Raw genomic sequence first — 24,313 nt, forward strand, 5'->3', positions numbered from 1 at the left:
ATAGAGGCGGTTTTAGCCGTGCAAGGGGTAGTGGCACATTGGCGCTAATGATTTCGGCATTAGCGTCATAGCGATTGGCGCTAAAGGCTCAAGCGATCTGTTCGAAAGGAATTTGCGCCCAGTCCGGTTGCAGCGGCGGCAAGCCAAAACGCGCGCGGGCCTTATCGCAGTCGACATTCTGTTCGCCGTTTTCCCAGGACGATTCGAATTCACGGCAAGGGCTGGAGCGCAATTCGTAAATCGAGCACTTCACCTCGCTGCCGACTTCGCCGACCAACGCCGTGCAGCGCGGCGATTTGCAGTCGGTGCCGTTCATCGCCACCCGACTGGGGCTGATTTGCGTGACCAGTTCATCGGGCACCGTGCCGCCGGAGGAAGCGCACTCACCCCAGAAAAAAGACACGCGAAAATGGGAACAGCAGGCACCGCAATTCAGACACGGACTGACTTCGGACATGGGCGGGGGTATCAAAGGGATTGATCGGGAGATCCGGACGGATCCGGCGGCCATTCTAGGCTTTGCCGCAGACTTGGGAAGGGGGGCGCGAAACTATTTTTTTGTGGCAAGGTTTTGCCGCAAAAGCCCCGGTTTCAGGGGGATTTCTGACTTATCAAGGGCTTACGTTTCGTTACAGTGCCATGGCCCGATATCAGGCAGACGAATGATCACAGACAGCCCCGTCATGCCTGACTAGATTGCAGGTTCCGGGCTCGGATGCGTTGGCAGTGAAGCCCTATAACAATAAAGAGACGGACCCATGCAGAACTCGACCCAAGCGGCGAATGCCTGGCGCATTCTGTTCCTGCTGTTCCTCGCCAACCTGTTCAACTTCTTCGACCGCACCATTCCGGCGATCATCATCGAGCCGATCCGCATGGAGTGGCACCTCAGTGACTTTCAACTGGGCATCGTCGGTACCGCATTCACGATTGTTTACGCGATTGCCGGGCTGCCGCTGGGGCGCATGGCCGACACCGGTTCGCGCAGCAAGCTGATGGGCTGGGGCCTGGCGACGTGGAGTGCACTGACGGCGGTCAACGGCCTGGTCGGCAGTTTCTGGAGTTTCCTGATCGTGCGCATGGGCATCGGCATCGGCGAGGCCAGTTATGCACCGGCGGCCAACTCGCTGATTGGCGATCTGTTTCCGGCGCATCGTCGGGCGCGGGCCATGGGCATTTTCATGTTGGGCTTGCCGCTGGGCCTGTTGCTGGCTTTCTTCACCATCGGCTGGATGGTCAAGGCGTTCGACAGTTGGCGCGCGCCGTTCTTTATTGCGGCGGTGCCGGGGCTGCTTCTGGCGATCTTCATGTTCTTTATCAAAGAGCCGAAGCGCGGCGCAGCGGAAACCGTGCAGGTCTCGCAAGAGAAGGTCGACAAGCCGATCCGGCGGATTCTGGCGGTGCCGACCTTTCTCTGGCTGGTGATGGCCGGGTTGTGCTTCAACTTCGCGACGTATGCCTGCAACTCGTTTCTGGTGCCGATGCTGCAGCGCTATTTCCTCATGCCGTTGCAGGAAGCAGCGGTGGCGACCGGGGTAATTGTTGGTGTGACCGGGCTGGTCGGGTTGACGCTGGGTGGCTGGATTGCTGACAAGATTCACCAGCGTGTGGCCAATGGTCGGTTGTTGTTCGCCGCGTTCAGTCTGATTATTTCGACGTTGTGCACGGCGTGGGCGCTGCATGCCGGCCGTATCGAAATTGGTGTGTTTGTCGCGGTGTTCAGTGTTGGTTGGCTGTTTGCCTACAACTTCTACACCTGTGTTTACACGGCGATTCAGGATGTGGTCGAACCACGTTTGCGGGCGACGGCGATGGCGTTGTTCTTTGCCGGGTTGTATCTGTTGGGCGGTGGTTTGGGGCCGGTGGTGGTCGGTGGCTTGTCCGATCACTTTGCGCATACCGCGATGGCGGCGGCGGGGGCTGAGCAGATGACCGAGGCGTTCAAGGCAGTCGGGCTGCATGATGCGATGTACCTGATTCCGGTGGCGCTGTTTCTGACGATGGTCTTTCTGTTTCTGGCGGCGCGGTGTTTTGTCCGGGATGCGCAGCGGATGAAGGAGGGGTTGGTTGCGGTGGTTGAGCCAGAGGTCGCAGCGGCGACGGCATGATGATCGTTCCCACGCTCTGCGTGGGAACGCAGCCCGGGACGCTCTGCGTCCCTTTCCGGAGCTGGAACGCGGAGCGTCCCCTGAGGCATTCCCACGCAGAGCGTGGGAACGATCTAAATCACAGGCAACAAAAAAGGCCCGCATCACTGCGGGCCTTTCTGTTTTCAGCGCTGGAGCAGGGCGGTTTAACCCGCCACCAACACCCGAATCGCTTCCAGACGCAACGCCGCTTTATCCAGCATCGCCAGACCCTGCTCACGCTGCTGGCGCAACGCGTCCAGTTCGCTGTCACGCACAGTCGGGTTGACCGCTTGCAACGCGGTCAGGCGCGCCAGTTCTTCGTCGGTGTCGGCCGCCAGACGGCGACGGGCCTCGGCCACGCGCTCGGCGTGACGCGGGGCGATCTTGTCTTCACCGGCGTTGATCCGTGGCGTCAACTGATCGCGCTGGGCCTGGATGAACTTGTTGGCGCTGGCGCGTGGCACGCTTTCCAGCTGATCGTTCAGCGTTTCGAACGAGACGCGTGGCGACAGATCGTTGCCATTGGCATCGAGCAGGCAGCGCAGAGCAGCTGGCGGCAGGTAACGGCCCAGTTGCAGCGAACGCGGCGCCACCACTTCGCTGACATACAGCAGCTCGAGCAGCACGGTGCCCGGTTTCAACGCCTTGTTCTTGATCAGCGCGACGGCGGTGTTGCCCATCGAACCGGACAGCACCAGGTCCATGCCGCCCTGCACCATCGGGTGTTCCCAGGTGATGAACTGCATGTCCTCGCGCGACAGCGCCTGGTTGCGGTCGTAAGTAATGGTCACGCCTTCGTCGTCGCCCAGCGGGAAACTGGCGTCGAGCATCTTCTCGCTCGGCTTGAGGATCAGGGCGTTTTCCGAATGGTCTTCGCTGTCGATGCCGAACGCGTCGAACAGGGTTTCCATGTAGATCGGCAGGGCGAACTGATCGTCTTGCTCGAGGATGTCTTCGACCAGCGCTTCACCTTCGCCGGCGCCGCCGGAGTTGAGTTCCAGCAGACGGTCACGACCGGTGTGCAGTTCGGCTTCCAGACGCTCACGCTCGGTGCGCGCTTCGTCGATCAGCGCTTGCCACTCGCTGTCGTCGGCTTCTTCGAGCAGCGGCAGCAGGCGCGGGCCGAACTGGTGCTGCAAGGCGTTGCCGGTCGGGCAGGTGTTGAGGAACGCGTTCAGCGCTTCGTGGTACCACTGGAACAGGCGCTCTTGCGGGCTGGTTTCCAGGTAGGGCACGTGCAGTTCGATGATGTGCTTCTGGCCGATCCGGTCGAGACGGCCGATCCGCTGCTCGAGCAAGTCCGGGTGCGACGGCAGATCGAACAGTACCAAGTGGTGAGCGAACTGGAAGTTGCGACCTTCACTGCCGATTTCCGAGCAGATCAGCACTTGCGCACCGAACTCCTCATCGGCGAAGTAAGCAGCGGCGCGGTCACGCTCAAGGATGTTCATCCCTTCATGGAACACCGTGGCCGGGATGCCGGAACGCACGCGCAGGGCGTCTTCCAGGTCCATCGCGGTTTCGGCGTGGGCGCAGATCACCAGCACCTTGGTGCGCTTGAGCATTTTCAGCTGATCGATCAGCCACTCGACGCGCGGGTCGAATTTCCACCAGCGTTCTTCTTCGCTGGCGTCCGGTTGCGCCTGGAAGCTGACTTCCGGGTACAGCTCGGCGTGTTCGCCCAGCGGCAGTTCGAGGTATTCGTCCGGGCACGGCAGCGGGTACGGGTGCAGTTTGCGCTCCGGGAAACCCTGCACGGCGGCACGGGTGTTACGGAACAGCACGCGGCCGGTGCCGTGGCGATCGAGCAGCTCACGCACGAGGCGGGCGCTGGCTTCGGTGTCGCCATCGTTGACCGCCGTCAGCAGCGCTTCGCCTTCGTTGCCGAGGAAACCCTGGATGGTTTTGTGCGCTTTGGCCGAGAGACGGCCCTTGTCGAGCAGTTCCTGCACGGCTTCGGCCACCGGGCGATAGTTGTCGCTCTCGGCGCGGAAGGCGGCCAGGTCATGGAAACGGTTCGGATCGAGCAGACGCAGGCGAGCGAAGTGGCTGTCCTGACCGAGTTGTTCCGGGGTCGCGGTGAGCAGCAACACACCGGGGATGGTTTCAGCCAGTTGCTCGACCAGGGTGTATTCCGGGCTGGCTTTTTCTTCGTGCCAGACCAGGTGATGTGCTTCGTCGACCACCAGCAGATCCCAGCCGGCAGCGAACAGCGCGTCCTGCGCTTTCTCGTCGTCGACCAGCCATTCCAGCGCAACCAGCGCCAGTTGGGTGTCTTCGAACGGGTTGCTGGCATCGCTTTCGATAAAGCGTTCTTCGTCGAACAGCGCGACCTGCAGGTTGAAGCGGCGGCGCATCTCCACCAGCCATTGGTGCTGGAGGTTTTCCGGGACGAGGATCAGCACGCGGTTGGCGCGGCCCGAGAGCAGTTGGCGATGGATCACCAGACCGGCTTCGATGGTTTTACCCAGACCCACCTCGTCCGCCAGCAATACGCGTGGTGCGATACGGTCGGCGACTTCACGAGCAATGTGCAGTTGATGCGCGATCGGTTGCGCACGCACGCCACCCAGGCCCCAGAGCGAAGATTGCAGCTGGCGGCTGGTGTGTTCGAGAGTGTTGTAACGCAGCGAGAACCACGCCAGCGGGTCGATCTGCCCGGCGAACAGACGGTCGCTGGCCAGACGGAACTGAATGAAGTTCGACAGCTGGGTTTCCGGCAGGGTGACGGCTTCGTTCTGCCCATTGAGACCGTGATAGACCATCAGGCCGTCGACATCGTCGACTTGCTGCACGGTCATCTTCCAGCCTTCGAAGTGGGTGATGCTGTCACCCGGCGAGAACCGCACGCGGGTCAGGGGCGCATTCCGTAGCGCGTACTGGCGGGTTTCGCCAGTGGCCGGGTAAAGCACGGTCAACAAGCGGCCGTCCTGTGCCAGAACGGTGCCTAAACCAAGCTCTGCTTCGCTGTCACTGATCCAGCGTTGCCCCGGTTGATACTGCTGCGCCATGCTGCCTGACTCCCACCTTGAAAAAGCGGGCTATCTTAACGGAATGAGGGCTTCAGGGCCAAAGATTACTGGGGAGGAGCTGCCGAAGGCTGCGATCTTTTGATCTTTGAGAACCCTTGAGGTTAGAGCTGTCTGATAAAGATCGCAGCCTGCGGCAGCTCCTACACGTGCCAAGTGCGTCACAGATTTACGACGGATGGCTCAAGGCGCCTTTGCCGCAGCCGATAGCCTGCTGACAGGAGACCCTTTATATGTTGCCACCGATGCTCCCCCTGAGCGCCGTGCCGATCACTTCCCAGCAGGATCCGATCCGCCAGCGGCCGGACATTCCTCCGGTGGTGCCGGTGCAGGAAAGCTCCAACGAAAGCACGATCGATCTGCAAAAACGCGATCCGGAAGAGGATCGATTGCTGGCGCGCGAAGAACAGCGTCGCCAGCAAGAACGTGATCGCCGTCGTCGCGAAGCCGATGAAGATCCGGAAGAACACCTGGCCATACCCGGTACCGAGTTGAACGCCGACAACACCGTGCCGGTGGTGCCGCTGATGGAAGATCAGCCGCGTCAGGGTTTGTGGGTCGATATCGAGATCTGATCTTCGGCTGGTCAGCGCTGGTGTGACGTTGCATTATTGACATGGTCCTGCCGGTGATGTGGCAGTTGTGATCCTTTACTGCGATGTACTGAACGCCATGAGCCAAGACGACAAACTGATCGACCTCAGCACTGAGCGCGCCAAGCGGGTGCATGACATAAAAGAGAAGCGCCTGAACGAAGTGCGCCAGGCTTTCGAGCAGGCGATGCCGTTGGGAAAAGCCAGGAAAAAGTCGAAAAACAAGCCGAAAAAGCGTTGATCTGCTCCTGCATCCTTTGATGCAGGTCATTTAATTCCCCTCCTTTATCTCCCTTCCTTGCTGGTATTGATCCCGGTCAATTTGTGCGCCTGTGTGTTTGGTAACTTAGGTCCATCGCAGCAGAGCAGGGGCCAGGAGGCCAGTCATGTTTTTCGATAACGTGGTGTTTGCCGGGGTCCTGACTGTAGGGCTGATGGTTCTGTTTTTTGCAGGGTTTGGATTTTTTATCTGGAAGGATGCGAATAAGCGCAAGAAGTGATTCTTCTGGATTGATGGGCACGCAAGGCATTTTGGGGCGACTTCGGTTGCCCCTTTTTTTTTTTGACTTGGCGGCCTTTGGGCCGACCATGTTCTTGGGGGGTTGGGTGTATATCCGTTTTTTCGGGTGTTGCCACTGGCGGTTTCGCCCTTACGGCGACTCACTTTTTTTCAAACGCCAAAAAAAGTAAGCAAAAAACGCTTGCTCCTACGTGCGGCCCGCTCGCTGGGGCTCGGGGTTCCTTCGCTGCGGGATCGATCCGGGCGCAGCGCCTACGGTTTGCTTCGCTGCACCTCCTCTCGCTGTGTTTGGCTGCGCCAAACGGTCGCTACGCTCCCACCCCCGGATCAATCCCTCCACTCAGCCTTCCGACGTCGCCTTACAGATCAAGATCAAGAGCAGGCGAGCTGACACTCGGCCTATTGAGTGGTGAAAAGCGGATGTTCGGCTTTGGAATTGTGGTGGATTTGCCCCTCACCCCAGCCCTCTCCCGAGGGAGAGGGGGCCGATTTGTGAGCCTTTCAGAATCTGAGTTCAACGCGATATCGCATGTCGGCGTGCCTCCCCCAAACACCGCGATCAGTCCCCTCTTCCTCCGGGAGAGGGCTAGGGTGAGGGGCTCTTGATCTGGCTTTTGATCTTGCTTCGGCTTTTGATCTTTTACCCCACCGTAGCGAGGGAACACTGAGCCTCAGCGAAGTGCCGTACGCCGGGGCAAAGCCTTAATTTGGGTTACCTTTTCGGCGTTTGAAAAAGGGACTCGCTGTAAGAGCGAAACCGCCAGCGGCAACCCCCGCAGCAACGGATATGCCCCCAAATTCCAAAACCCCAACCACAAAAAAAGGCGCGATCCTCTCGAATCGCGCCTTTCTCATGTACCGCTATCTATCAACTACCCAGCGCCTTCGACGCCAGCCAGAACAACCCGGCCGACAGCGCAACAGTCGCCGGCAAGGTCAACACCCACGCCAACAGAATGGTGCGAACCGTGCCACCCTGCAGGCCGCTCTTGTTGGCGACCATGGTGCCCGCCACGCCCGAGGACAGAACGTGCGTGGTCGACACAGGCAGACTGAAGATGTTGGCCATACCGATCAAACTGGCAGTAGTGATCTGCGCGGACATGCCCTGGGAGTAGGTCATGCCTTGCTTGCCGATCTTCTCGCCAATGGTCAGTACCACGCGCTTCCAGCCAACCATAGTGCCCAGGCCCAAAGCCAGTGCGACCGCCAGAATCACCCAGAACGGCGCGTATTCGGTGGTGGTGGTCAGGTCTTTGCGCAGCTTGTCGAGGTCAGCCTTTTCACGCGGTTCCAGCCCCGGCAGCTTGCCAACCTTCTTCGCGGTGTCGTCCAGGCAGAGCAGGTAACGACGCACTTCAATGCGGCTTTCCGACGACAGCGAGTGGTAGTCCGCAACACCTTTGAGGGTGTGCAGCAGGGCGCTGATGGTCGGTTCGGTCTGCTGCGGGTTGCAGCGGAATTTCTCCGGCAGGTCGCCTTCTACGCTCTTGCCCAGGGCCAGGAACTCACCCAGCGAATCGGCGTTGCGCTGGTAGAACTGGCTCAGGTGCAGGGTCGCATCGCGAGTACGTTCGATCTGATAGGTGGTGCTGTTCAGGTCGAGAACGAACTGCGCAGGCACGATACCGATCAGCACCAGCATGATCAGGCCGATGCCTTTCTGGCCATCGTTTGAACCGTGCACGAAGCTCACGGCCATGGCCGAGATCACCAGGACCAGACGGTTCCAGAACGGTGGGTGCTTCTTGTCGTCGATCTTGCGGCGCTGTTCCGGTGTCTTGTGCATCTTCGACAGCGGACGCCACCACTTCAGGCCGATCAGGATCAGCGCGGCGATCAGGAAACCGGCCATCGGCGAAAACACCAGCGAGGCGCCGATGTCGATCGCTTTCTGCCAGTTCACGCCGTCGGCCAATGGAATGTCGTTGATCAGGGCGTTGGCCAGGCCGACACCGAGGATCGAGCCGATCAAGGTGTGCGAGCTGGAAGCCGGGATACCGAAGTACCAGGTGCCCAGGTTCCAGGCGATTGCCGCGGCGAGCAACGAGAACACCATCGCCAGACCATGGCCGGTGTTCACATTGATCAGCAGTTCAACCGGCAGCAAATGGACGATGGCATACGCCACGCCAACGCCACCCAGCAGCACGCCGAGGAAATTGAACACACCGGAAAAGAACACCGCCAGGTGAGGCGGCATGGCTTTGGTGTAGATAACAGTGGCTACCGCGTTAGCGGTGTCATGAAATCCATTGATGAACTCGAAGGCGAGGACAAACGTCAGGGCGAGCAAGAGGCTCACAAGCACCCAAGCATCCAGTCCGCTGAATAAATCGATCATGAAGGTTTTCTGACCCGGTCGTAAGGGGGCGCGATTATGCCAGAAAAGACTGGAAATCGATCCCCTACCTGCTCATCGGTTACACACTTCTTCGATTTAATTTGTTGCAGCGCATGAAAACCTAGCGTTGCGCAGGGTTTTTCAAGTCATTGATTTAATTGATAAAAGCCTTTTTTCGTAGGCGATTTTACCGACGCGAAGAGGTCTCAAACGCTTGTCTGAAATATCTGTGAAACCTGTAGGACGCCCGTCCTCAGTCTGCCTGGCCGGGTGATGGCCGCTGCCCGCGGGTAGCGGGCGCGCAAGGCATCGTCGTTTCACCGCGCTTGTAACCGGTGCGGACGCAAACCTTCAAAAGATGCAAAAACCGTGGCTCAAGGCTCTTCGGCTTTGCGTTCCTTTTCGATCTTTTCGATTTCTTGCTTGAAGACCTGATCCTGAACGGTCGGGCGTTTACGCCACGCTTTGCGTTCCGGTTCTGGCTGAGCGGCGTAGGTGGTGACTTCCCCGCCGTAAACTTCCTTGTAACGTTGTTCCTGGCGCTCAAGTTCCGCGCGCAGTTCGTCTTTCGTCACAGTGCTACCTGTATGAGTTGAGTGAAGTGTCTGGTGAAACGCACTGCAACGAATCGATTGAACGAAGCCACCGAGAGTTCAATGCCCAGACAGGCATTGGTTTTATCGGTGGGACGATCAAGACTTCCGTGTTACAGGCGGCTACGGCACCAGATAAAAACTGACGCAGCATCAGTTTCCTGTTTCAGCGAGCGCAGGCGTTGCATGAGTGATGCGTGTCGGGCGCTGGCCGGGCTGTTGGCGATGGACATCGCCTCAGCGGGTGACGGCCTCGGCGATTAAAAACGAGGTGCCACTGAGGTGCATTATAGCGGTCGATTCGGGAATGACTATCTTTGCCAAGTTAAAAACGGTTCTGGATGTGTGATTGTTTTGTGACTCGCAACTTTTGTCGCTAGTTGAAGTGTGCGTTGGCCGTTATTTGCCACGCGATCGGTTTTTGGCGTCATTTAGTCGAACAACTAAAGCAGTGATTCAGATAACGGCTGAAGTTGAGCGAACCCCGGAAAGGGTTTGAAGCAAGCCGAACGGCCGATTGCGATTATCGACCGACGGTTCGATAATCGCCCAATCTTGCAGGCCAGACGCTTGTGCATTTGCCGGCGAGCCGCTTGTATAGCCCATTGATCCGTGCCGGATAAAAGGACAAGAAATGAACGATCAAATGCGCAACTCTTTCACCTCCGTGGCGCCGCCGATCGTCGCCTCGCCGGCCAAACGCATCCAGGCGCTGACCGGTGATCCGGACTTCATGACCTCGCTGGCCCGTGGCTTGGCGGTGGTGCAGGCGTTTCAGGAGCGCAAACGCCATCTGACCATCGCCCAAATCAGTCACCGCACGGAAATTCCCCGCGCCGCCGTGCGCCGTTGCCTGCATACCTTGATCAAACTCGGCTACGCCACCACGGACGGTCGCACCTACTCATTGCTGCCCAAAGTGCTGACCCTCGGCCACGCCTATCTGTCGTCGACGCCGTTGGCAGTGTCCGCCCAGCCGTACCTCGACCGCATGAGCGAGCAACTGCACGAAGCCTGCAACATGGCCACACTCGAAGGCGACGACATTCTCTACATCGCCCGTTCGGCGACCACGCAGCGGCTGATTTCGGTGGACCTGTCGGTGGGCGGTCGCTTGCCGGCGTACTGCACGTCGATGGGGCGGATTCTGCTGGCAGCACTGGACGATACGTCGCTGCGTGAATACCTCGATCACGCCGAACTGGTCGCCAAGACCAGCCGCACGATCCATACACCCGATGCGCTGCTCGAATGCCTGCAGGAAGTGCGACAGCAGGGCTGGTGCATCGTCGATCAGGAACTGGAACAGGGTCTGCGCTCGATTGCCGTGCCGGTCTATGACGCTTCCGGCCAAGTGGTCGCAGCGCTCAACGTCAGCACCCACGCCGGTCGCGTCAGCCGTACCGAGCTTGAGCAGCGCTTCCTGCCGGGCTTGCTCAGTGCCAGCCGCGACCTCAGTGCGCAGTTGTTTGCCTGATGAAGCTGTTCGATAAACGCACAGTGTTGCGTTTATCGAATTGACGCTAAAACCCTCGGATCATTAATGTCGCGGCAGCGTCATCCGGCGCTGATGTGAATGAGCCCGCCGGACTGTCGACTCCCATAATAATGACAAGAGGCAACTCACCATGCGCATGCTCCCCGACTGTCTCCGCTCCATCCCCTGTTGCCGGGTTCACCGCAACGCCTGATCCAGACCTTCTATTCTTGTGACCGTGCTGCTCTCTGGCCGGCCGCCGTTCGACTGCGTTTTTTGCGTGGAATAAAAATAATGAACCAGCCTCAGTCCGCTGTAGGTAACTGCCTCGACGTGCAGACCTTCATCAATGCCCAACCGATCTCGCGCTATCAGTGGCGGGTGGTGATCCTGTGTTTCCTGATTGTCTTCCTCGATGGCCTCGACACCGCGGCGATGGGCTTCATCGCCCCGGCGTTGTCGCAGGACTGGGGCATCGACCGCGCCAGCCTCGGCCCGGTGATGAGCGCTGCGTTGATCGGCATGGTCTTCGGCGCATTGGGTTCCGGCCCTCTGGCTGACCGCTTCGGGCGAAAAGTCGTCCTCGTCGGCGCGGTGGTGCTGTTCGGTGCCTTCAGTCTGGCGTCGGCGTACAGCACCAACGTTGAACAACTGCTGGTGCTGCGCTTCCTCACCGGCCTGGGTCTGGGCGCGGGGATGCCCAATGCCACCACGCTGCTCTCGGAGTACACCCCGGAGCGCAAGAAGTCGCTGCTGGTGACCAGCATGTTCTGCGGTTTCAACCTCGGCATGGCCGGTGGCGGGTTTATTTCCGCCAAGCTGATTCCGGCGTTCGGCTGGCACAGCCTGCTGCTGATCGGCGGGATCTTGCCGTTGATTCTCGCGGTGGTGCTGCTGTTCTGGCTGCCGGAATCGGCGCGCTACCTTGTAGTCCGTAACCGTGGCACCGACAAAATCCGCAAGACCCTGGCACCGATCGATCCGGTCACTGTTGCCCAGGCCTCGAGTTTCAGCGTGCCGGAACAGAAAACCGTCAAGGCGCGCAACGTTTTCGCCGTGATCTTCTCTGGCACTTACAGCACCGGCACCTTGTTGCTGTGGCTGACCTATTTCATGGGCCTGGTGATTGTTTATCTGCTGACCAGTTGGCTGCCGACGCTGATGCGTGACAGTGGCGCGAGCATGGAACAAGCCGCGTTTATCGGTGCGTTGTTCCAGTTCGGCGGAGTATTGAGCGCGGTGGCGGTGGGATGGGCGATGGACCGCTTCAATCCGCACAAGGTCATTGGCACTTTCTACCTGCTGGCCGGGGTGTTTGCCTACGCGGTCGGGCAGAGTCTGGGGAATATCACGTTGCTGGCGACGCTGGTGCTGGTGGCAGGGATGTGCGTGAACGGTGCGCAATCGGCGATGCCGTCACTGGCGGCGCGGTTCTATCCAACGCAGGGGCGGGCGACCGGGGTCTCGTGGATGCTGGGGATTGGCCGCTTTGGCGCGATTCTCGGGGCGTGGATGGGCGCGACCTTGTTGGGCCTGGGCTGGAATTTCGAGCAGGTGCTGACGGCGTTGGTGATTCCGGCGGCATTGGCCACCACGGCGGTGGTGATTAAAGGCATGGTCAGTCATGCGGATGCGACTTGAGTTTCATGCGTAGAAATATTCGTTGAGTGTTCTGGCCTATTCGCGAGCAGGCTCGCTCCCACATTTGGAATGCGTTCCCCTGTAGGAGTGAGCCTGCTCGCGATGCTTTTGATTCGATTGTTAGGAGAACAACAATCCGTTCGATAAACGAACACTCAGTCGATTATCGGATTGTTTGGCCATTTCCCCAGGCTTAATCTTCAGTGACTCCGGCGCTGAACCTCGCGCCTTTTTATCACTGGCGATTCATTACAAAAACAGGAGCCCGCTCCATGGCTGAGATCCTTTCGCTGCACGACGCGGTGAAGCAATTCGTCAACGACGGCGACACCGTCGCGCTCGAAGGCTTCACTCACCTGATCCCTACGGCCGCAGGTCATGAAATCATTCGTCAGGGCAAGAAAGATCTGACGCTGGTGCGGATGACGCCTGACCTGATCTACGACCAACTGATTGGCGCCGGTTGCGCACGCAAACTGATTTTCTCCTGGGGCGGCAACCCGGGCGTCGGTTCGCTGCACCGTCTGCGTGACGCGGTCGAGAAGCAATGGCCGCACGCGCTGGAAATCGAAGAGCACAGTCACGCCGACCTGGCCAATGCCTACGTCGCCGGTGCGTCCGGCCTGCCATTCGCGGTGCTGCGTGCTTACGCCGGCTCCGACCTGCCGAAGGTCAATCCACTGATCAAAACCGTGACCTGCCCGTTCACCGGTGAAGTGTTGGCGGCCGTGCCGTCGGTGCGCCCGGACGTGACCGTGATCCACGCACAGAAAGCCGACCGCCAAGGCAATGTGCTGCTGTGGGGCATTCTCGGTGTGCAGAAAGAAGCCGCACTGGCCGCCAAACGCTGCATCGTCACTGTTGAAGAAATCGTCGACGACCTCAACGCGCCGATGAACGCCTGTGTACTGCCGACCTGGGCCTTGAGCGCGGTCTGCCACGTGCCCGGCGGCGCGCACCCGTCCTACGCCCACGGTTACACCGAGCGCGACAATCGTTTCTATCAAGCGTGGGATCCGATCGCCCGCGACCGTGAGACGTTTACCGCGTGGATCAATGAATACATCCATGGCTGCGCTGACTTCAGCGCGTTCCAGGCCAAGTTGGCCGCTGCTTCGGAGGCCAAGTAATGACTTACACCACCAATGAAATGATGACCGTCGCGGCGGCGCGTCGCCTGAAGAACGGCTCGGTGTGTTTCGTCGGCATCGGCCTGCCGTCGAAAGCCGCCAACCTTGCGCGTCTGACCTCGTCGCCGGACGTGGTGCTGATCTATGAGTCGGGCCCGATTGGCGCCAAGCCAAGCGTGCTGCCACTGTCGATCGGTGACGGTGAGCTGGCGGAAACCGCTGATACCGTCGTACCGACCGGTGAGATTTTTCGCTACTGGTTGCAGGGCGGGCGCATCGACGTCGGTTTTCTCGGCGCCGCGCAGGTCGACCGTTTCGGCAACATCAACACCACCGTGGTCGGCGATTATTTCTCGCCGAAAGTGCGCCTGCCGGGTGCCGGTGGCGCGCCGGAAATTGCCGGTTCGGCGAAAAGCGTGTTGATCATCCTTAAACAGTCGGCGCGTTCGTTTGTCGACAAGCTCGATTTCATCACCTCGGTCGGTCACGGCGAGGGCGGCGATTCGCGCAAACGTCTGGGCCTGCCGGGCGCCGGTCCGGTCGGGATCATCACCGACCTGTGCATCATGGAGCCGGAAGAGGGCACCCATGAGTTCGTGGTCACCGCGTTGCATCCTGGCGTGACCCGCGAGCAAGTGGTCGCGGCCACCGGTTGGGCGATCCGTTTTGCCGAGCATGTTGAAAACACCGCTGAACCGACTGAAGTCGAACTGACTGCGCTGCGCGATCTCGAAGCGCGTACTGCCGCCGCCCACGGCCAGGCACCGGGAGAAGCATGATGCGTGACGTTTATATCTGCGACGCGATTCGCACCCCAATCGGCCGTTTCGGCGGCGGACTGTCGGCTGTTCGCGCCGATGACCTGGCCGCCGTGCCGATCAAGGCCTTGATGGAACGCAATCCCTCGGTGGACTGGAGCGCCATCGACGAAGTGTTCCTCGGTTGCGCCAACCAGGCCGGTGAAGACAACCGCAACGTTGCGCGTATGGCCCTGCTGCTGGCGGGCCTGCCGGAAACCGTACCGGGCGTGACCCTCAATCGTCTCTGCGCTTCGGGCATGGACGCCATCGGCACGGCATTCCGGGCGATTGCCAGCGGTGAGATGGAGCTGGCGATTGCCGGCGGCGTCGAGTCGATGTCCCGCGCACCGTTCGTGATGGGCAAGGCTGACGCGGCGTTTTCGCGCAACATGAAGCTGGAAGACACCACCATCGGCTGGCGTTTCATCAACCCGTTGATGAAGGCGCAGTACGGCGTCGACGCGATGCCGCAGACCGCCGACAACGTCGCCGACGACTATAAAGTCTCGCGCGCCGATCAGGACGCTTTCGCCCTGCGCAGCCAGCAACGTACCGCCGCCGCGCAGGCCGCCGGTTACTTCGCCGAAGAAATTGTTGAAGTACGGATTGCCCACAAGAAGGGCGAAACCGTGGTCAGCCAGGACGAACATCCGCGCGCCGACACTACGATTGAAGCGCTGACCAAGTTGAAACCGGTCAATGGCCCGGACAAAACCGTCACCGCCGGCAATGCCTCCGGCGTCAACGACGGTGCTGCCGCACTGATTCTGGCTTCCGCCGAAGCGGTGAAAAAACACGGCCTGACCGCCCGCGCCAAAGTGCTCGGCATGGCCAGCGCCGGTGTCGCACCTCGGGTGATGGGCATCGGCCCGGTGCCGGCGGTGCGCAAATTGATCGAGCGCCTGGGCGTCGCGGTCAGCGATTTCGACGTGATCGAACTCAACGAAGCGTTTGCCAGCCAAGGTTTGGCGGTGCTGCGTGAACTGGGTCTGGCGGATGACGCCGCGCAGGTCAACCCGAACGGTGGCGCGATTGCCCTCGGTCACCCGTTGGGCATGAGCGGTGCGCGTCTGGTGCTGACCGCGCTGCATCAGTTGGAAAAGACCGGTGGCAAGAAAGGTCTGGCGACCATGTGCGTCGGTGTCGGCCAAGGTCTGGCCCTGGCCATCGAACGCGTCTGACGCAAGCCGTGACGAAAAAGAACAGAGGAAAGCGACATGTCTGACAAGCCTGGTTACCGTCGTCCGCAGGAAGGCACTCAGCCTGAGTACCTGCACCCGACGTATCAATCCACCAACCTGCGCTCGCCGTCGAAGCCATTGGTGTTTCTGCCGCACTCGCTGTCGGAAATCACCGGCCCGACTATCGGCGCCGAGCGTGTGGGCGACACCGACAACGACTTGACCGCCCAGCATGAAGGCGAGCCACAGGGCGAACGCATCATCATTCACGGCCGTGTGCTCGACGAAAACGGTCTGCCGGTGCCGGGGATTCTGGTGGAGATCTGGCAGGCCAACGCCGCCGGTCGCTACAACCACAAACGCGACCTGCATGACGCGCCGCTGGACCCGAATTTCACCGGCACTGGCCGCACCGTCACTGACGCCGACGGCTGGTATCAGTTCCAGACCATCAAGCCCGGCGCCTATCCGTGGGGCAACCACCACAACGCCTGGCGTCCGGCGCACATCCACTTTTCGCTGTTCGGGCCGAGCATTCTCACGCGTCTGGTCACGCAGATGTACTTCCCGGGCGATCCGCTGCTGGCCTACGACCCGATCTACAACTGCGTGCCGGACACCTCGGCCAAGGAACGCCTGATCGCCAGTTTCGATCTGGAAAAAACCATTCCGTCCTACGCCCTCGGTTATCGCTGGGACATCGTGCTGCGCGGGCGTGAAGCCACGCCGATGGAGAAATAAGATGACGCTGACTGCGACCACGTCCCACACCGTCGGGCCGTATTACCACATCGGCCTGACCTGGCTGAACCGCGAAAACCTCACCGTCGAGCAGACTCTTGGCGAGCGTGTGGCGATCACCGGGCAGGTGGTGGATGGCAATGGCGATGTCGTCAACGACGCCATGCTTGAAGTCTGGCAGGCGAATGCCGCCGGCAAGTACGACCACCCGGAAGACGAGCAGGACAAACCGCTCGATCCGAACTTTGAAGGTTTTGGCCGGGTGCCGGTGGACGCTGAAGGGCGTTTCCGTTTCACCACGATCAAACCGGGCACGGTTGAAGGCTTGAAAGGTTCGACCCAGGCGCCGCATCTGGTGGTGCTGGTGTTTGCCCGTGGCTTGGTCAAGCACTTGCTGACGCGGATCTACTTTGAAGGCGAGCCGGCCAACGTCGATGATCCGTTGCTCGAATGTGTGCCGGCCGAGCGTCGTAGTACGTTGCTGGCCAAGCAGGACGCCTCGGGTGTTTACCAGTGGAATGTGATTCTGCAGGGCACTGATGCCGAGACGGTGTTCTTCGATTACTGATCGCTGCCTACTGATCGTTCCCACGCTCTGCGTGGGAATGCCGCCATGGACGCTCTGCGTCCACTGTGACGCGGAGCGTCACCGGATGCGTTACCACGCGGAGCGTGGGAACGATCGATATAGGATGTGGAACGGGACTGTTGCAAAGTATGTCTAGACTCTCACTGTCCCTATCGAGTGAAAAACAATGACAACCACCACTGCCTCCCATTACACCGGTGAAGAGCGCAGCAAGCGTATCTTTGCCATTGTCGGCGCCTCGTCCGGCAACCTCGTCGAATGGTTCGATTTCTACGTCTACGCCTTCTGCGCGATCTATTTCGCCCCGGCGTTTTTCCCCTCCGACAACCCGACCGTGCAACTGGTCAACACCGCAGGCGTGTTCGCTGCCGGTTTCCTGATGCGGCCGATCGGTGGCTGGATTTTCGGCCGGGTCGCCGACAAGCACGGGCGCAAGAATTCAATGCTCATCTCGATTCTGATGATGTGCTTCGGCTCGTTGCTGATCGCCTGTTTGCCGACCTATAAAGACATCGGCGTCTGGGCACCGGTGCTGTTGTTGTTCGCCCGTCTGCTGCAAGGGCTGTCGGTCGGCGGCGAGTACGGCACCACTGCGACCTACATGAGCGAAGTCGCCCTCAAGGGCCAGCGCGGATTTTTCGCCTCGTTTCAGTATGTGACCCTGATCGGCGGGCAACTGCTGGCGGTATCGCTGGTGGTGGTTCTGCAGCAATTCCTCACCGAAGAAGACCTGCGTGCCTACGGCTGGCGGATTCCGTTTGTGGTCGGTGCGGTGGCGGCATTGATTTCGCTGTTCCTGCGTCGCAGTCTGAAAGAAACCACCAACAAGGAAACCCGCGAACACAAAGACGCTGGCAGCATCGCTGCGCTGTTCCGCGATCACAAAGCCGCGTTCATCACCGTGCTCGGTTACACCGCCGGTGGCTCGCTGATTTTCTACACCTTCACCACGTACATGCAGAAGTACCTGGTGAACACCGCCGGCATGCACGCCAAGACCGCCAGCTACATCATGACCGGCGCACTGTTCCTTTATATGTGCATGCAGCCGCTGTTCGGCATGCTCGCCGACAAGATCGGCCGACGTAACTCGATGCTTTGGTTCGGCGCGCTCGGTACGCTGTTCACCGTGCCGATTCTGTTGAGCCTGAAAAGTGTCAGCAGTCCGTTCCTCGCGTTTGTGTTGATCACCGTGGCGCTGGCAATCGTCAGTTTCTACACCTCGATCAGCGGCCTGGTGAAAGCCGAGATGTTCCCGCCGGAAGTCCGCGCCCTCGGCGTCGGTCTGGCTTATGCGGTGGCGAACGCGATCTTTGGCGGTTCGGCGGAATTCGTCGCGCTGAGCTTGAAGAACATCGGCATGGAAAACTCCTTCTACTGGTACGTGACGGCGATGATGGCGATCGCCTTCCTGTTCAGTTTGCGTTTGCCGAAGCAGGCGGCGTACTTGCACCACGATCTCTAACCCGATGCGCGCGGGTCGCCTCGGCCCGCGCCGGCAAGGACTGTTTATGACTCAGCGACCGGGCAATCAATTGTTCGATGCCTACTTCACTGCCCGCGATATGCGTGAGGTGTTCTGCGATCAGGGCCGTGTGCAGGCCATGCTCGACTTCGAAGCGGCGCTGGCCCGGGCCGAGGCGCGGGTAGGTCTGATTCCTTCTGCGGCTGTCGCACCGATTGCTGCGGCGTGTAACGCGCGGTTATATGACTTTGCGGCGCTGGGCGAGGCGATTGCCACGGCCGGCAATTCGGCGATTCCGTTGGTCAAAGCGTTGGGCAAGCAGATTGCCGCGACCAGTGCCGAAGCCGAGCGTTATGTGCATTTGGGGGCGACCAGTCAGGACGTGATGGACTCCGGGCTGGTGCTGCAATTGCGTCAGGCATTGGTGTTGATCGAAGACGATCTGGCGCAACTGGCCGACTCTCTCGCTGTTCAAGCCCAACGCCATGCTGCAACGCCGCTGGCCGGACGCACTTGGTTGCAACACGCGACGCCGGTGACCCTGGGCATGAAAATCGCCGGCTGGTTGGGCGCCGTGACTCGCAGCCGCCAGCGTCTGCGCGAACTCAAGCCGCGTCTGCTGGTGCTGCAATTTGGCGGTGCTTCCGGGACGCTCGCAGCCTTGGGCGAACAAGCCTTGCCGATTGCCGAAGCGCTGGCTGAAGAACTGCAACTGACCTTGCCGGAACAACCGTGGCACACCCAGCGTGATCGCGTGGTCGAGTTCGGCGCGGTGCTCGGTTTGATCGCCGGCAGCCTCGGCAAATTTGGCCGCGACATCAGCCTGTTGATGCAGACCGAAGCGGCTGAGGTTTTCGAACCCTCGGCGCCAGGCAAGGGCGGTTCGTCGACCATGCCGCACAAACGTAATCCGGTCGGCGCGGCGGTGTTGATCGGCGCGGCGACGCGGGTGCCGGGTCTGGTCTCGACGCTGTTCAGCGCGATGCCGCAGGAACATGAACGCAGTCTCGGCCTGTGGCATGCCGAATGGGAAACCTTGCCGGAGATTTGCTGCCTCGTTTCGGGTTCGCTGCAACAGGCACGCTTGTTGGCCGATGGCCTGGAAGTCGATGCCGAGCGCATGGGCCGCAACCTTGATTTGACTCAGGGGCTGGTGCTCGCCGAAGCCGTGAGCATCGTCCTCGCCCAGCGTGTCGGCCGCGACACTGCGCATCATCTGCTTGAGCAATGCTGCAAACGCGCGGTGGCCGAGCAGCGCCATTTACGCGCAGTGCTAGGTGATGAACCGCAAGTCACTGCTGAGCTGAGCAACGCTGAACTCGATCATCTTTTGAACCCCGCCCATTATCTCGGTCAGGCGAAAACCTGGGTCGAGCGTGCGGTGGCCGAACACAACGCATTGTCTGACTGAAAGGAGAGGGCTGTGGCTTTCGTTCAACTCGCCGATGGCGAACTGCACTATCAAATCGAGGGCCCGGTCGATGCGCCGGTGCTGGTGTTGTCCAACTCGCTGGGCACCGATCTGCACATGTGGGACGTGCAGATGCCAGCCTTCACCGAGCACTTTCGCGTGCTGCGTTTCGACACCCGTGGTCACGGCAAATCGCTGGTGACGCCGGGCCCGTACAGCATCGAGCAACTCGGTCACGACGTGCTCGGTCTGCTGGATGCACTGCATATCGAGCGTGCGCATTTTTGCGGACTGTCGATGGGCGGCTTGATCGGCCAGTGGCTGGGCATCAATGCCGGGCATCGTCTGAACAAGCTGATCGTCTGCAACACCGCAGCTAAAATCGGCGATCCGTCGGTGTGGAACCCACGCATCGAAACCGTGCTGCGCGATGGCGCAGCGGCGATGGTTGCCCTGCGTGATGCGTCGATTGCCCGCTGGTTTACTCCGGATTTTTCGGCGGCGCATCCGACGGCGGCCAAGCAGATTACCGACATGCTCGCAGCGACTTCGCCTGAAGGTTACGCGGCCAATTGTGCGGCGGTGCGTGATGCCGATTTCCGCGAGCAACTGGCGTCGATCAATGTGCCGTTGCTGGTGATCGCCGGGACTGAAGATGCGGTGACGCCGCCGTCTGGTGGGCACTTCATTCAGGAACATGTGCGCGGTGCCGAATACGCCGAGTTCTATGCGGCGCATCTGTCCAACGTGCAGGCCGGTGCAGATTTCAGTGATCGTGTTCTGGCGTTTCTGAACGCTTGATAAGGGGATTTTCGTGGACGAGAAACAACGTTACGACGACGGTATGCAGGTACGCCGCGCGGTGTTGGGTGATGCGCATGTCGATCGCAGCCTGACCACGCTGACCGAGTTCAACTCGGAGTTCCAGGAGATGATCACCCGGCATGCCTGGGGCGATATCTGGACGCGTCCGGGTTTGCCTCGGCACACGCGTAGCCTGATCACCATCGCGATGCTGATCGGCATGAACCGCGAAGGTGAGCTGAAACTTCACCTGCGTGCGGCGGCCAATAATGGCGTGAGCCGGGGCGAGATCAAGGAAGTGATCATGCAGAGTGCGATTTACTGCGGGATTCCGGCGGCGAATGCGACGTTTCATCTGGCTGAATCTGTGTGGGATGAGCTAGGAGTTGAATCCCGGGAGTGAGGTTGTTGCCACTGACGCCTTCGCGAGCAGGCTCGCTCCCACAGGGAAATGCATTCCAATGTGGGAGCGAGCCTGCTCGCGAAAGCGGCAGACGCCGTTGCGCATCAATCAGCACAACTCATTCAAACCGTGGCAACAATAAATATCCGCTTGAACGCAAACAACGTACGCCCATCCCCCTCCTGCGGATAATGCTCATGCACCCGCATCAGGTAGTGATAGATAAACCGCGTCTGTTCCTCTGGACTCAGCGCCTGCATCACCGGCCGCAGCGCCGAGACTTTCACCCAGTCGTACACCGGTGATTTGCCGTCGACTACCTGCAACTGCTCGGTCTCCCAGATATCCAGCGACGAGGTCAGCGGCGCGAGCAAACGGTAGTAATCCTCCAGTGCCAACAACGGCCGTGCGGCCATGCGCTGACGCAGTTCTGGTGTGCCTATTGGCGTGCCGCCGGGGCCGCCGTCTTCGAGGGTGTCGAGCATCAGCCGATACCACAGCGCATCACGCCAGTCCGGCATGTGCGCTGCCAGACAACCGCCGGGATTCAGATAACCGAGCAGGTGCGGCAGCAGCGTTTCATGGCCCCCGATAAAGTGCAGTACGGCGGCAGCGAGCAGCAGATCCGCTGGCTGCTCTGGTTGCCAGTCGAGCAGATCGCAACACTTCCACTGCGCCCGGATCGGCAGACAGCGCGCTTCATCGAGCATCTGCGTGGAGCTGTCGACGCCCTGCAACTGCGCGCGCGGCCAGCGTTCGGCCAACAACTGCGTGGCAATGCCGGTGCCGCAGCCAAGGTCGTAAATGCGTTGCGGGTTGGGCAGGTCGACACGGTCGAGCAATTCATGGACTGGGCGTTGCCTGAGACGGGAAAACTGCTGGTACGCCTTGGCGTCCCAGTCGGGTGTTGCGAGACGAGAGATCATTGAGGTGGTCCTCCGGTGATCGTTGGTGTCTTCCGATGACAACCTGGCTCCCAGCTTGAGGACCGACTACGACGACGGAAGCGGAAAGGTGAAGCACCTGAATCCTTCAGGTTTTGTCACTTTACCTGCCGGCCGGCGAAGTGCCACTTCTCCTGACCAATGGCTCAGAACCAATGTGGGAGCGAGCCTGCTCGCGAAGGCGGTGTATCAGTCAACATCTCTGTTGAATGTTAAGCCCTCTTCGCGAGCAGGCTCGCTCCCACAGGGGAATATCAGTGTTTAGAGGAGGCTGATCGGGTAGCTGACGATGAGTCGATTCTCGTCAAACTCGTTATTGCTGAAGTCCCGGCGCATGGTCGAGTTGCGCCATCTGACGTTCAGATCCTTCAGCGCGCCGCTCTGCACGGTGTAGCCCAGTTCCGATTCGCGGCCCCATTCCTTGCCGTCGGTGATCGTCCCGGTGTGCACGTTGTCGCCGCTGATGTAGCGGTTCATCAGGGTCAGGCCGGGGATGCCCAATGCCACGAAGTTGTAGTCGTGACGCAGTTGCCAGGAGCGTTCCTGCGCATTGTCGTAGCTGGCGTTGTAGCTGTCGTTGGCCAGCGTGCCGCCGCTGGTGCCGTTGACGCGCATCCAGGCGCTGTCGCCGGTGAGTTTCTGCAGGCCGACGTAGAAGGTGTTGCCGCCGTACTTCGCCGAGAACATCCCCGACCAGGTTTTGTTGTCGAGGTCGCCGGCGCGGGCGCTGCCATCGTCCTTGCCGTAGAAGAAGCCAAGGTTGGCGCCGAGGGTCCAGTCGCCGAGTGGCTGGCTGTGGATCAGGTTGACGTATTGCTGGCTGTAGATGTCTTTGAGTTCGGCATTCCACAGGCCGATCTGTGTGCGTTTTTCGTTGAAAACGTACTCACCGCCCTGAAAGTTGAAGCGATCAGAGGTGAATGCCGCTTTGCCGGTCATCGACATGTCGCTCATGCTGCTGTCGTCGCGCGGGCTGTTGGCGCGGAAGTGGCCGCCGTAGAGGGTCAGGCCGTCGATTTCCTTCGAAGTGATCTGCCCACCGCGGAAGGTCTGCGGCAGCGAGCGGCCGTCGTCCGAACGCAGGATCGGCAGCACCGGCATCCACTCACCGACCTTCACTTCGGTCTGCGAAAGCTTGGCTTTGAAGGCGACGTTGGTTCGGCCGAAGTTGTCGGCCGGACGACCGTCGCGATCCAGCGGCAATAACTGGGTGCCGCCCGTGCCTTTGCCGCCATCGAGCTTTACCGAATACAGGCCGAGCACATCCATGCCGAAGCCGACGGTACCTTGGGTGAAGCCGGATCTGGCGTCGAGAATGAAGCTCTGCGTCCATTCTTCAGCCTTGCCCTGGGCCTTGGTCGGGTTGGTGAAGTTGCGATTGATGTAGAAGTTGCGCAGGTTCAGGTTGACCTTCGCGCCCTCGATGAAGCCGGCTTCTTCAGCCGCAGCGGGCAGCGCCGCGCTGGCTAGAGCCAGGGCGATCAGACCGGGAAATGCGTAAGGCGCAGGGGAAGCTGTCATGGGCTCGGGTCTCTCTTGTTTTTTTAAGGCGAACGGGTGCGCTGCTGCCGTTTTTTACGGTGCAGAAATGCGATGAATTCAGGGGGTGAAGCGACGGCGATCAGCCGGTCGGAGCAGGGCGCGGGAGCATGGTGTCGAACCTGTTGTTATTGGTTTTGTTGATCGAATGGTGCGGGGGGCGGATGTTCGGATTCAATTGGGTAAAGCGGGTTTTGGGCGATTATCGAACGCAAGATTGAACTTGGTTTTTGATCAATGGGGGCCCTTTTTCAGGCAAGCCTGTACAAACATACTTCTGGCTGGCAAAAAAGTTGCCAATCGCTGTTAGTGGTTGCTGGAATCATTATCTAATTAGATTTGCCAGTCCTATAGAATTCCTTTTGAATTGTCAACTGTCAGCTATGACAGTTGTAGGTGAGATTGCCGGGGTGTAGGTTTTGTTACTTGTAAGTGCATATTAAACTCACGATGCAGGAGGGGCTTGCTATGAATAGCGTTCATTTTGGGTCAATTAAGAAATTTGGTGAAAATCTAAATCAGGTCAGAGCTACAAGTGGTTATATTAACCTTCGAATCACCCGCGAGGGTCTACCGAGTGAAGAGCTGAAAACGGGATGGTTCAATTTCTATATTGAGAGCTGGCGTACTGTAGTCGAGGCTTATTTTGGAAATGATACTGACGAAAAGGTCCCAGCAGTGATGTTGCTGGCGAACCATAAGCTGGAGCAGAAGACCTACGAAATAAAAAATCCCTTCGACGATGATTGGCAGGTTGGCGCTATATTTGGTGCCGGCAGGCCTAATGGGGGAATTGCAGGGGATGCATTTGGTAAAGGTGTACTTAAAGTTCATCTTGTCGTTGATGATGCGGAAAAGCAGCGTATTGAAGGGACTTTTTCGTTTAATTATGTAGACGCTCTCGGGAGCGTGGTTAAAGTGGAAGCTGAAAATTTCTGGGCGGAATTTGAAAAGTGATATTTGTCTATTAAGTTTGGTTT

The 24,313-nt window shown here is 59.6% G+C and carries 22 protein-coding genes; 16 read left to right on the forward strand and 6 right to left on the reverse strand.

All coding sequences use genetic code 11. The features are described 5' to 3' along the window. Positions 1–88: 88 nt before the first annotated feature. Positions 89–457: a YkgJ family cysteine cluster protein gene (locus tag PspS49_RS06715; protein WP_034155003.1), complete on the reverse strand. Its 369-nt coding sequence runs from the start codon at positions 455–457 to the stop codon at positions 89–91. Between the two features lie 301 nt (positions 458–758). Here PspS49_RS06715 and PspS49_RS06720 point away from each other — a divergent pair, with 301 nt between their 5' ends. Continuing rightward, complete coding sequence (locus PspS49_RS06720) at positions 759–2,108, forward strand: MFS transporter (protein WP_160038593.1); 1,350 nt, start codon at positions 759–761, stop codon at positions 2,106–2,108. 185 nt (positions 2,109–2,293) lie between these two features. Here PspS49_RS06720 and rapA read toward each other — a convergent pair whose 3' ends face one another. Then, on the reverse strand, positions 2,294–5,140 hold the full coding sequence (gene rapA / locus PspS49_RS06725; RefSeq protein ID WP_127926121.1) for an RNA polymerase-associated protein RapA: 2,847 nt from the start codon (positions 5,138–5,140) through the stop codon (positions 2,294–2,296). A gap of 251 nt (positions 5,141–5,391) precedes the next feature. Between rapA and PspS49_RS06730 the strand changes: the two genes are divergently transcribed. The 3 genes from PspS49_RS06730 (at position 5,392) to ccoM (ending at position 6,251) form a co-directional block, all read left to right on the forward strand. Continuing rightward, on the forward strand, positions 5,392–5,733 hold the full coding sequence (locus tag PspS49_RS06730) for an aspartate-semialdehyde dehydrogenase (protein WP_077571425.1): 342 nt from the start codon (positions 5,392–5,394) through the stop codon (positions 5,731–5,733). Positions 5,734–5,830: 97 nt separating this feature from the next. Continuing rightward, complete coding sequence (locus PspS49_RS29645) at positions 5,831–5,992, forward strand: hypothetical protein (RefSeq protein WP_095119184.1); 162 nt, start codon at positions 5,831–5,833, stop codon at positions 5,990–5,992. 145 nt (positions 5,993–6,137) lie between these two features. Continuing rightward, the gene (gene ccoM, locus PspS49_RS30025) at positions 6,138–6,251 is read left to right on the forward strand and encodes a cytochrome c oxidase subunit CcoM (RefSeq protein WP_003222396.1); all 114 of its coding nucleotides are present in this window, start codon (positions 6,138–6,140) and stop codon (positions 6,249–6,251) included. 888 nt (positions 6,252–7,139) lie between these two features. Here ccoM and PspS49_RS06735 read toward each other — a convergent pair. Further along, on the reverse strand, positions 7,140–8,615 hold the full coding sequence (locus tag PspS49_RS06735; RefSeq protein ID WP_034153067.1) for an inorganic phosphate transporter: 1,476 nt from the start codon (positions 8,613–8,615) through the stop codon (positions 7,140–7,142). A 374-nt stretch (positions 8,616–8,989) separates the two neighbouring features. Further along, the gene (locus PspS49_RS06740; protein WP_127926122.1) at positions 8,990–9,190 is read right to left on the reverse strand and encodes a hypothetical protein; all 201 of its coding nucleotides are present in this window, start codon (positions 9,188–9,190) and stop codon (positions 8,990–8,992) included. A 652-nt stretch (positions 9,191–9,842) separates the two neighbouring features. Here PspS49_RS06740 and pcaR point away from each other — a divergent pair. The 11 genes from pcaR to pcaC all read left to right on the forward strand — a co-directional run bounded on the left by pcaR (position 9,843) and on the right by pcaC (position 20,850). Next, entirely contained in the window at positions 9,843–10,685 is an 843-nt protein-coding gene (pcaR, locus tag PspS49_RS06745; RefSeq protein ID WP_007917109.1) for a pca regulon transcriptional regulator PcaR, read from the forward strand. Positions 10,686–10,979: 294 nt separating this feature from the next. Next, entirely contained in the window at positions 10,980–12,326 is a 1,347-nt protein-coding gene (locus PspS49_RS06750) for an MFS transporter (RefSeq protein WP_160038595.1), read from the forward strand. A gap of 272 nt (positions 12,327–12,598) precedes the next feature. Beyond that, positions 12,599–13,456 carry a CoA transferase subunit A gene (locus PspS49_RS06755; RefSeq protein ID WP_099758203.1) on the forward strand — a complete coding sequence of 286 codons (858 nt, stop codon included), beginning with the start codon at positions 12,599–12,601 and terminating at the stop codon, positions 13,454–13,456. Beyond that, complete coding sequence (locus tag PspS49_RS06760; RefSeq protein ID WP_064393051.1) at positions 13,456–14,235, forward strand: CoA-transferase subunit beta; 780 nt, start codon at positions 13,456–13,458, stop codon at positions 14,233–14,235. The genes PspS49_RS06755 and PspS49_RS06760 overlap by 1 nt, the downstream gene beginning before the upstream one ends. Continuing rightward, positions 14,232–15,437: a 3-oxoadipyl-CoA thiolase gene (gene pcaF, locus PspS49_RS06765; RefSeq protein WP_174245047.1), complete on the forward strand. Its 1,206-nt coding sequence runs from the start codon at positions 14,232–14,234 to the stop codon at positions 15,435–15,437. Before PspS49_RS06760 ends, pcaF begins: the two co-directional genes overlap by 4 nt. Positions 15,438–15,473: 36 nt before the next feature. After that, a complete protein-coding gene (pcaH, locus tag PspS49_RS06770; RefSeq protein ID WP_008080089.1) occupies positions 15,474–16,178 on the forward strand; it encodes a protocatechuate 3,4-dioxygenase subunit beta in 705 nt (234 codons plus the stop codon). A gap of 1 nt (position 16,179) precedes the next feature. Then, positions 16,180–16,746 (forward strand): protocatechuate 3,4-dioxygenase subunit alpha, encoded by a 567-nt coding sequence (gene pcaG / locus PspS49_RS06775; RefSeq protein WP_095119179.1) that lies wholly within the window; start codon positions 16,180–16,182, stop codon positions 16,744–16,746. A gap of 187 nt (positions 16,747–16,933) precedes the next feature. Continuing rightward, positions 16,934–18,232: an MFS family transporter gene (locus PspS49_RS06780; RefSeq protein ID WP_122845035.1), complete on the forward strand. Its 1,299-nt coding sequence runs from the start codon at positions 16,934–16,936 to the stop codon at positions 18,230–18,232. Between the two features lie 46 nt (positions 18,233–18,278). Next, a complete protein-coding gene (locus PspS49_RS06785; RefSeq protein ID WP_150749363.1) occupies positions 18,279–19,643 on the forward strand; it encodes a 3-carboxy-cis,cis-muconate cycloisomerase in 1,365 nt (454 codons plus the stop codon). Between the two features lie 12 nt (positions 19,644–19,655). Further along, on the forward strand, positions 19,656–20,444 hold the full coding sequence (gene pcaD, locus PspS49_RS06790) for a 3-oxoadipate enol-lactonase (protein ID WP_127926129.1): 789 nt from the start codon (positions 19,656–19,658) through the stop codon (positions 20,442–20,444). Positions 20,445–20,457: 13 nt separating this feature from the next. Then, on the forward strand, positions 20,458–20,850 hold the full coding sequence (gene pcaC, locus PspS49_RS06795) for a 4-carboxymuconolactone decarboxylase (protein WP_025110738.1): 393 nt from the start codon (positions 20,458–20,460) through the stop codon (positions 20,848–20,850). A 122-nt stretch (positions 20,851–20,972) separates the two neighbouring features. On the opposite strand, the gene PspS49_RS06800 is transcribed toward pcaC, so the two are convergent. Together PspS49_RS06800 and PspS49_RS06805 are read right to left on the reverse strand one after the other, a co-directional pair. Further along, the gene (locus PspS49_RS06800; protein WP_127926130.1) at positions 20,973–21,776 is read right to left on the reverse strand and encodes a methyltransferase domain-containing protein; all 804 of its coding nucleotides are present in this window, start codon (positions 21,774–21,776) and stop codon (positions 20,973–20,975) included. A gap of 279 nt (positions 21,777–22,055) precedes the next feature. Continuing rightward, positions 22,056–23,315 carry an OprD family porin gene (locus tag PspS49_RS06805; RefSeq protein ID WP_160038597.1) on the reverse strand — a complete coding sequence of 420 codons (1,260 nt, stop codon included), beginning with the start codon at positions 23,313–23,315 and terminating at the stop codon, positions 22,056–22,058. Positions 23,316–23,801: 486 nt separating this feature from the next. Here PspS49_RS06805 and PspS49_RS06810 point away from each other — a divergent pair, with 486 nt between their 5' ends. Then, positions 23,802–24,290 (forward strand): hypothetical protein, encoded by a 489-nt coding sequence (locus PspS49_RS06810; protein ID WP_160038599.1) that lies wholly within the window; start codon positions 23,802–23,804, stop codon positions 24,288–24,290. Positions 24,291–24,313 lie beyond the last annotated feature (23 nt).

Origin of the sequence: Pseudomonas sp. S49, assembly GCF_009866785.1 — a bacterium.
Classification (GTDB): Bacteria; Pseudomonadota; Gammaproteobacteria; order Pseudomonadales; family Pseudomonadaceae; genus Aquipseudomonas.

What these genes read in the sequence shown, in the direction of transcription:
- PspS49_RS06720 (WP_160038593.1), top strand. Translation starts at nt 759, where the DNA reads ATGCAGAACTCGACCCAAGCGGCGAATGCCTGGCGCATTCTGTTCCTG.
- pcaR (WP_007917109.1), top strand. Translation starts at nt 9,843, where the DNA reads ATGAACGATCAAATGCGCAACTCTTTCACCTCCGTGGCGCCGCCGATC.
- PspS49_RS06760 (WP_064393051.1), top strand. Translation starts at nt 13,456, where the DNA reads ATGACTTACACCACCAATGAAATGATGACCGTCGCGGCGGCGCGTCGC.
- PspS49_RS06715 (WP_034155003.1), bottom strand. Translation starts at nt 457, where the DNA reads ATGTCCGAAGTCAGTCCGTGTCTGAATTGCGGTGCCTGCTGTTCCCAT.
- PspS49_RS06805 (WP_160038597.1), bottom strand. Translation starts at nt 23,315, where the DNA reads ATGACAGCTTCCCCTGCGCCTTACGCATTTCCCGGTCTGATCGCCCTG.
- PspS49_RS06730 (WP_077571425.1), top strand. Translation starts at nt 5,392, where the DNA reads ATGTTGCCACCGATGCTCCCCCTGAGCGCCGTGCCGATCACTTCCCAG.
- ccoM (WP_003222396.1), top strand. Translation starts at nt 6,138, where the DNA reads ATGTTTTTCGATAACGTGGTGTTTGCCGGGGTCCTGACTGTAGGGCTG.
- PspS49_RS06735 (WP_034153067.1), bottom strand. Translation starts at nt 8,615, where the DNA reads ATGATCGATTTATTCAGCGGACTGGATGCTTGGGTGCTTGTGAGCCTC.
- pcaH (WP_008080089.1), top strand. Translation starts at nt 15,474, where the DNA reads ATGTCTGACAAGCCTGGTTACCGTCGTCCGCAGGAAGGCACTCAGCCT.
- PspS49_RS06785 (WP_150749363.1), top strand. Translation starts at nt 18,279, where the DNA reads ATGACTCAGCGACCGGGCAATCAATTGTTCGATGCCTACTTCACTGCC.
- PspS49_RS06810 (WP_160038599.1), top strand. Translation starts at nt 23,802, where the DNA reads ATGAATAGCGTTCATTTTGGGTCAATTAAGAAATTTGGTGAAAATCTA.
- PspS49_RS06750 (WP_160038595.1), top strand. Translation starts at nt 10,980, where the DNA reads ATGAACCAGCCTCAGTCCGCTGTAGGTAACTGCCTCGACGTGCAGACC.
- rapA (WP_127926121.1), bottom strand. Translation starts at nt 5,140, where the DNA reads ATGGCGCAGCAGTATCAACCGGGGCAACGCTGGATCAGTGACAGCGAA.
- pcaF (WP_174245047.1), top strand. Translation starts at nt 14,232, where the DNA reads ATGATGCGTGACGTTTATATCTGCGACGCGATTCGCACCCCAATCGGC.
- PspS49_RS06800 (WP_127926130.1), bottom strand. Translation starts at nt 21,776, where the DNA reads ATGATCTCTCGTCTCGCAACACCCGACTGGGACGCCAAGGCGTACCAG.
- PspS49_RS29645 (WP_095119184.1), top strand. Translation starts at nt 5,831, where the DNA reads ATGAGCCAAGACGACAAACTGATCGACCTCAGCACTGAGCGCGCCAAG.
- PspS49_RS06755 (WP_099758203.1), top strand. Translation starts at nt 12,599, where the DNA reads ATGGCTGAGATCCTTTCGCTGCACGACGCGGTGAAGCAATTCGTCAAC.
- pcaG (WP_095119179.1), top strand. Translation starts at nt 16,180, where the DNA reads ATGACGCTGACTGCGACCACGTCCCACACCGTCGGGCCGTATTACCAC.
- PspS49_RS06780 (WP_122845035.1), top strand. Translation starts at nt 16,934, where the DNA reads ATGACAACCACCACTGCCTCCCATTACACCGGTGAAGAGCGCAGCAAG.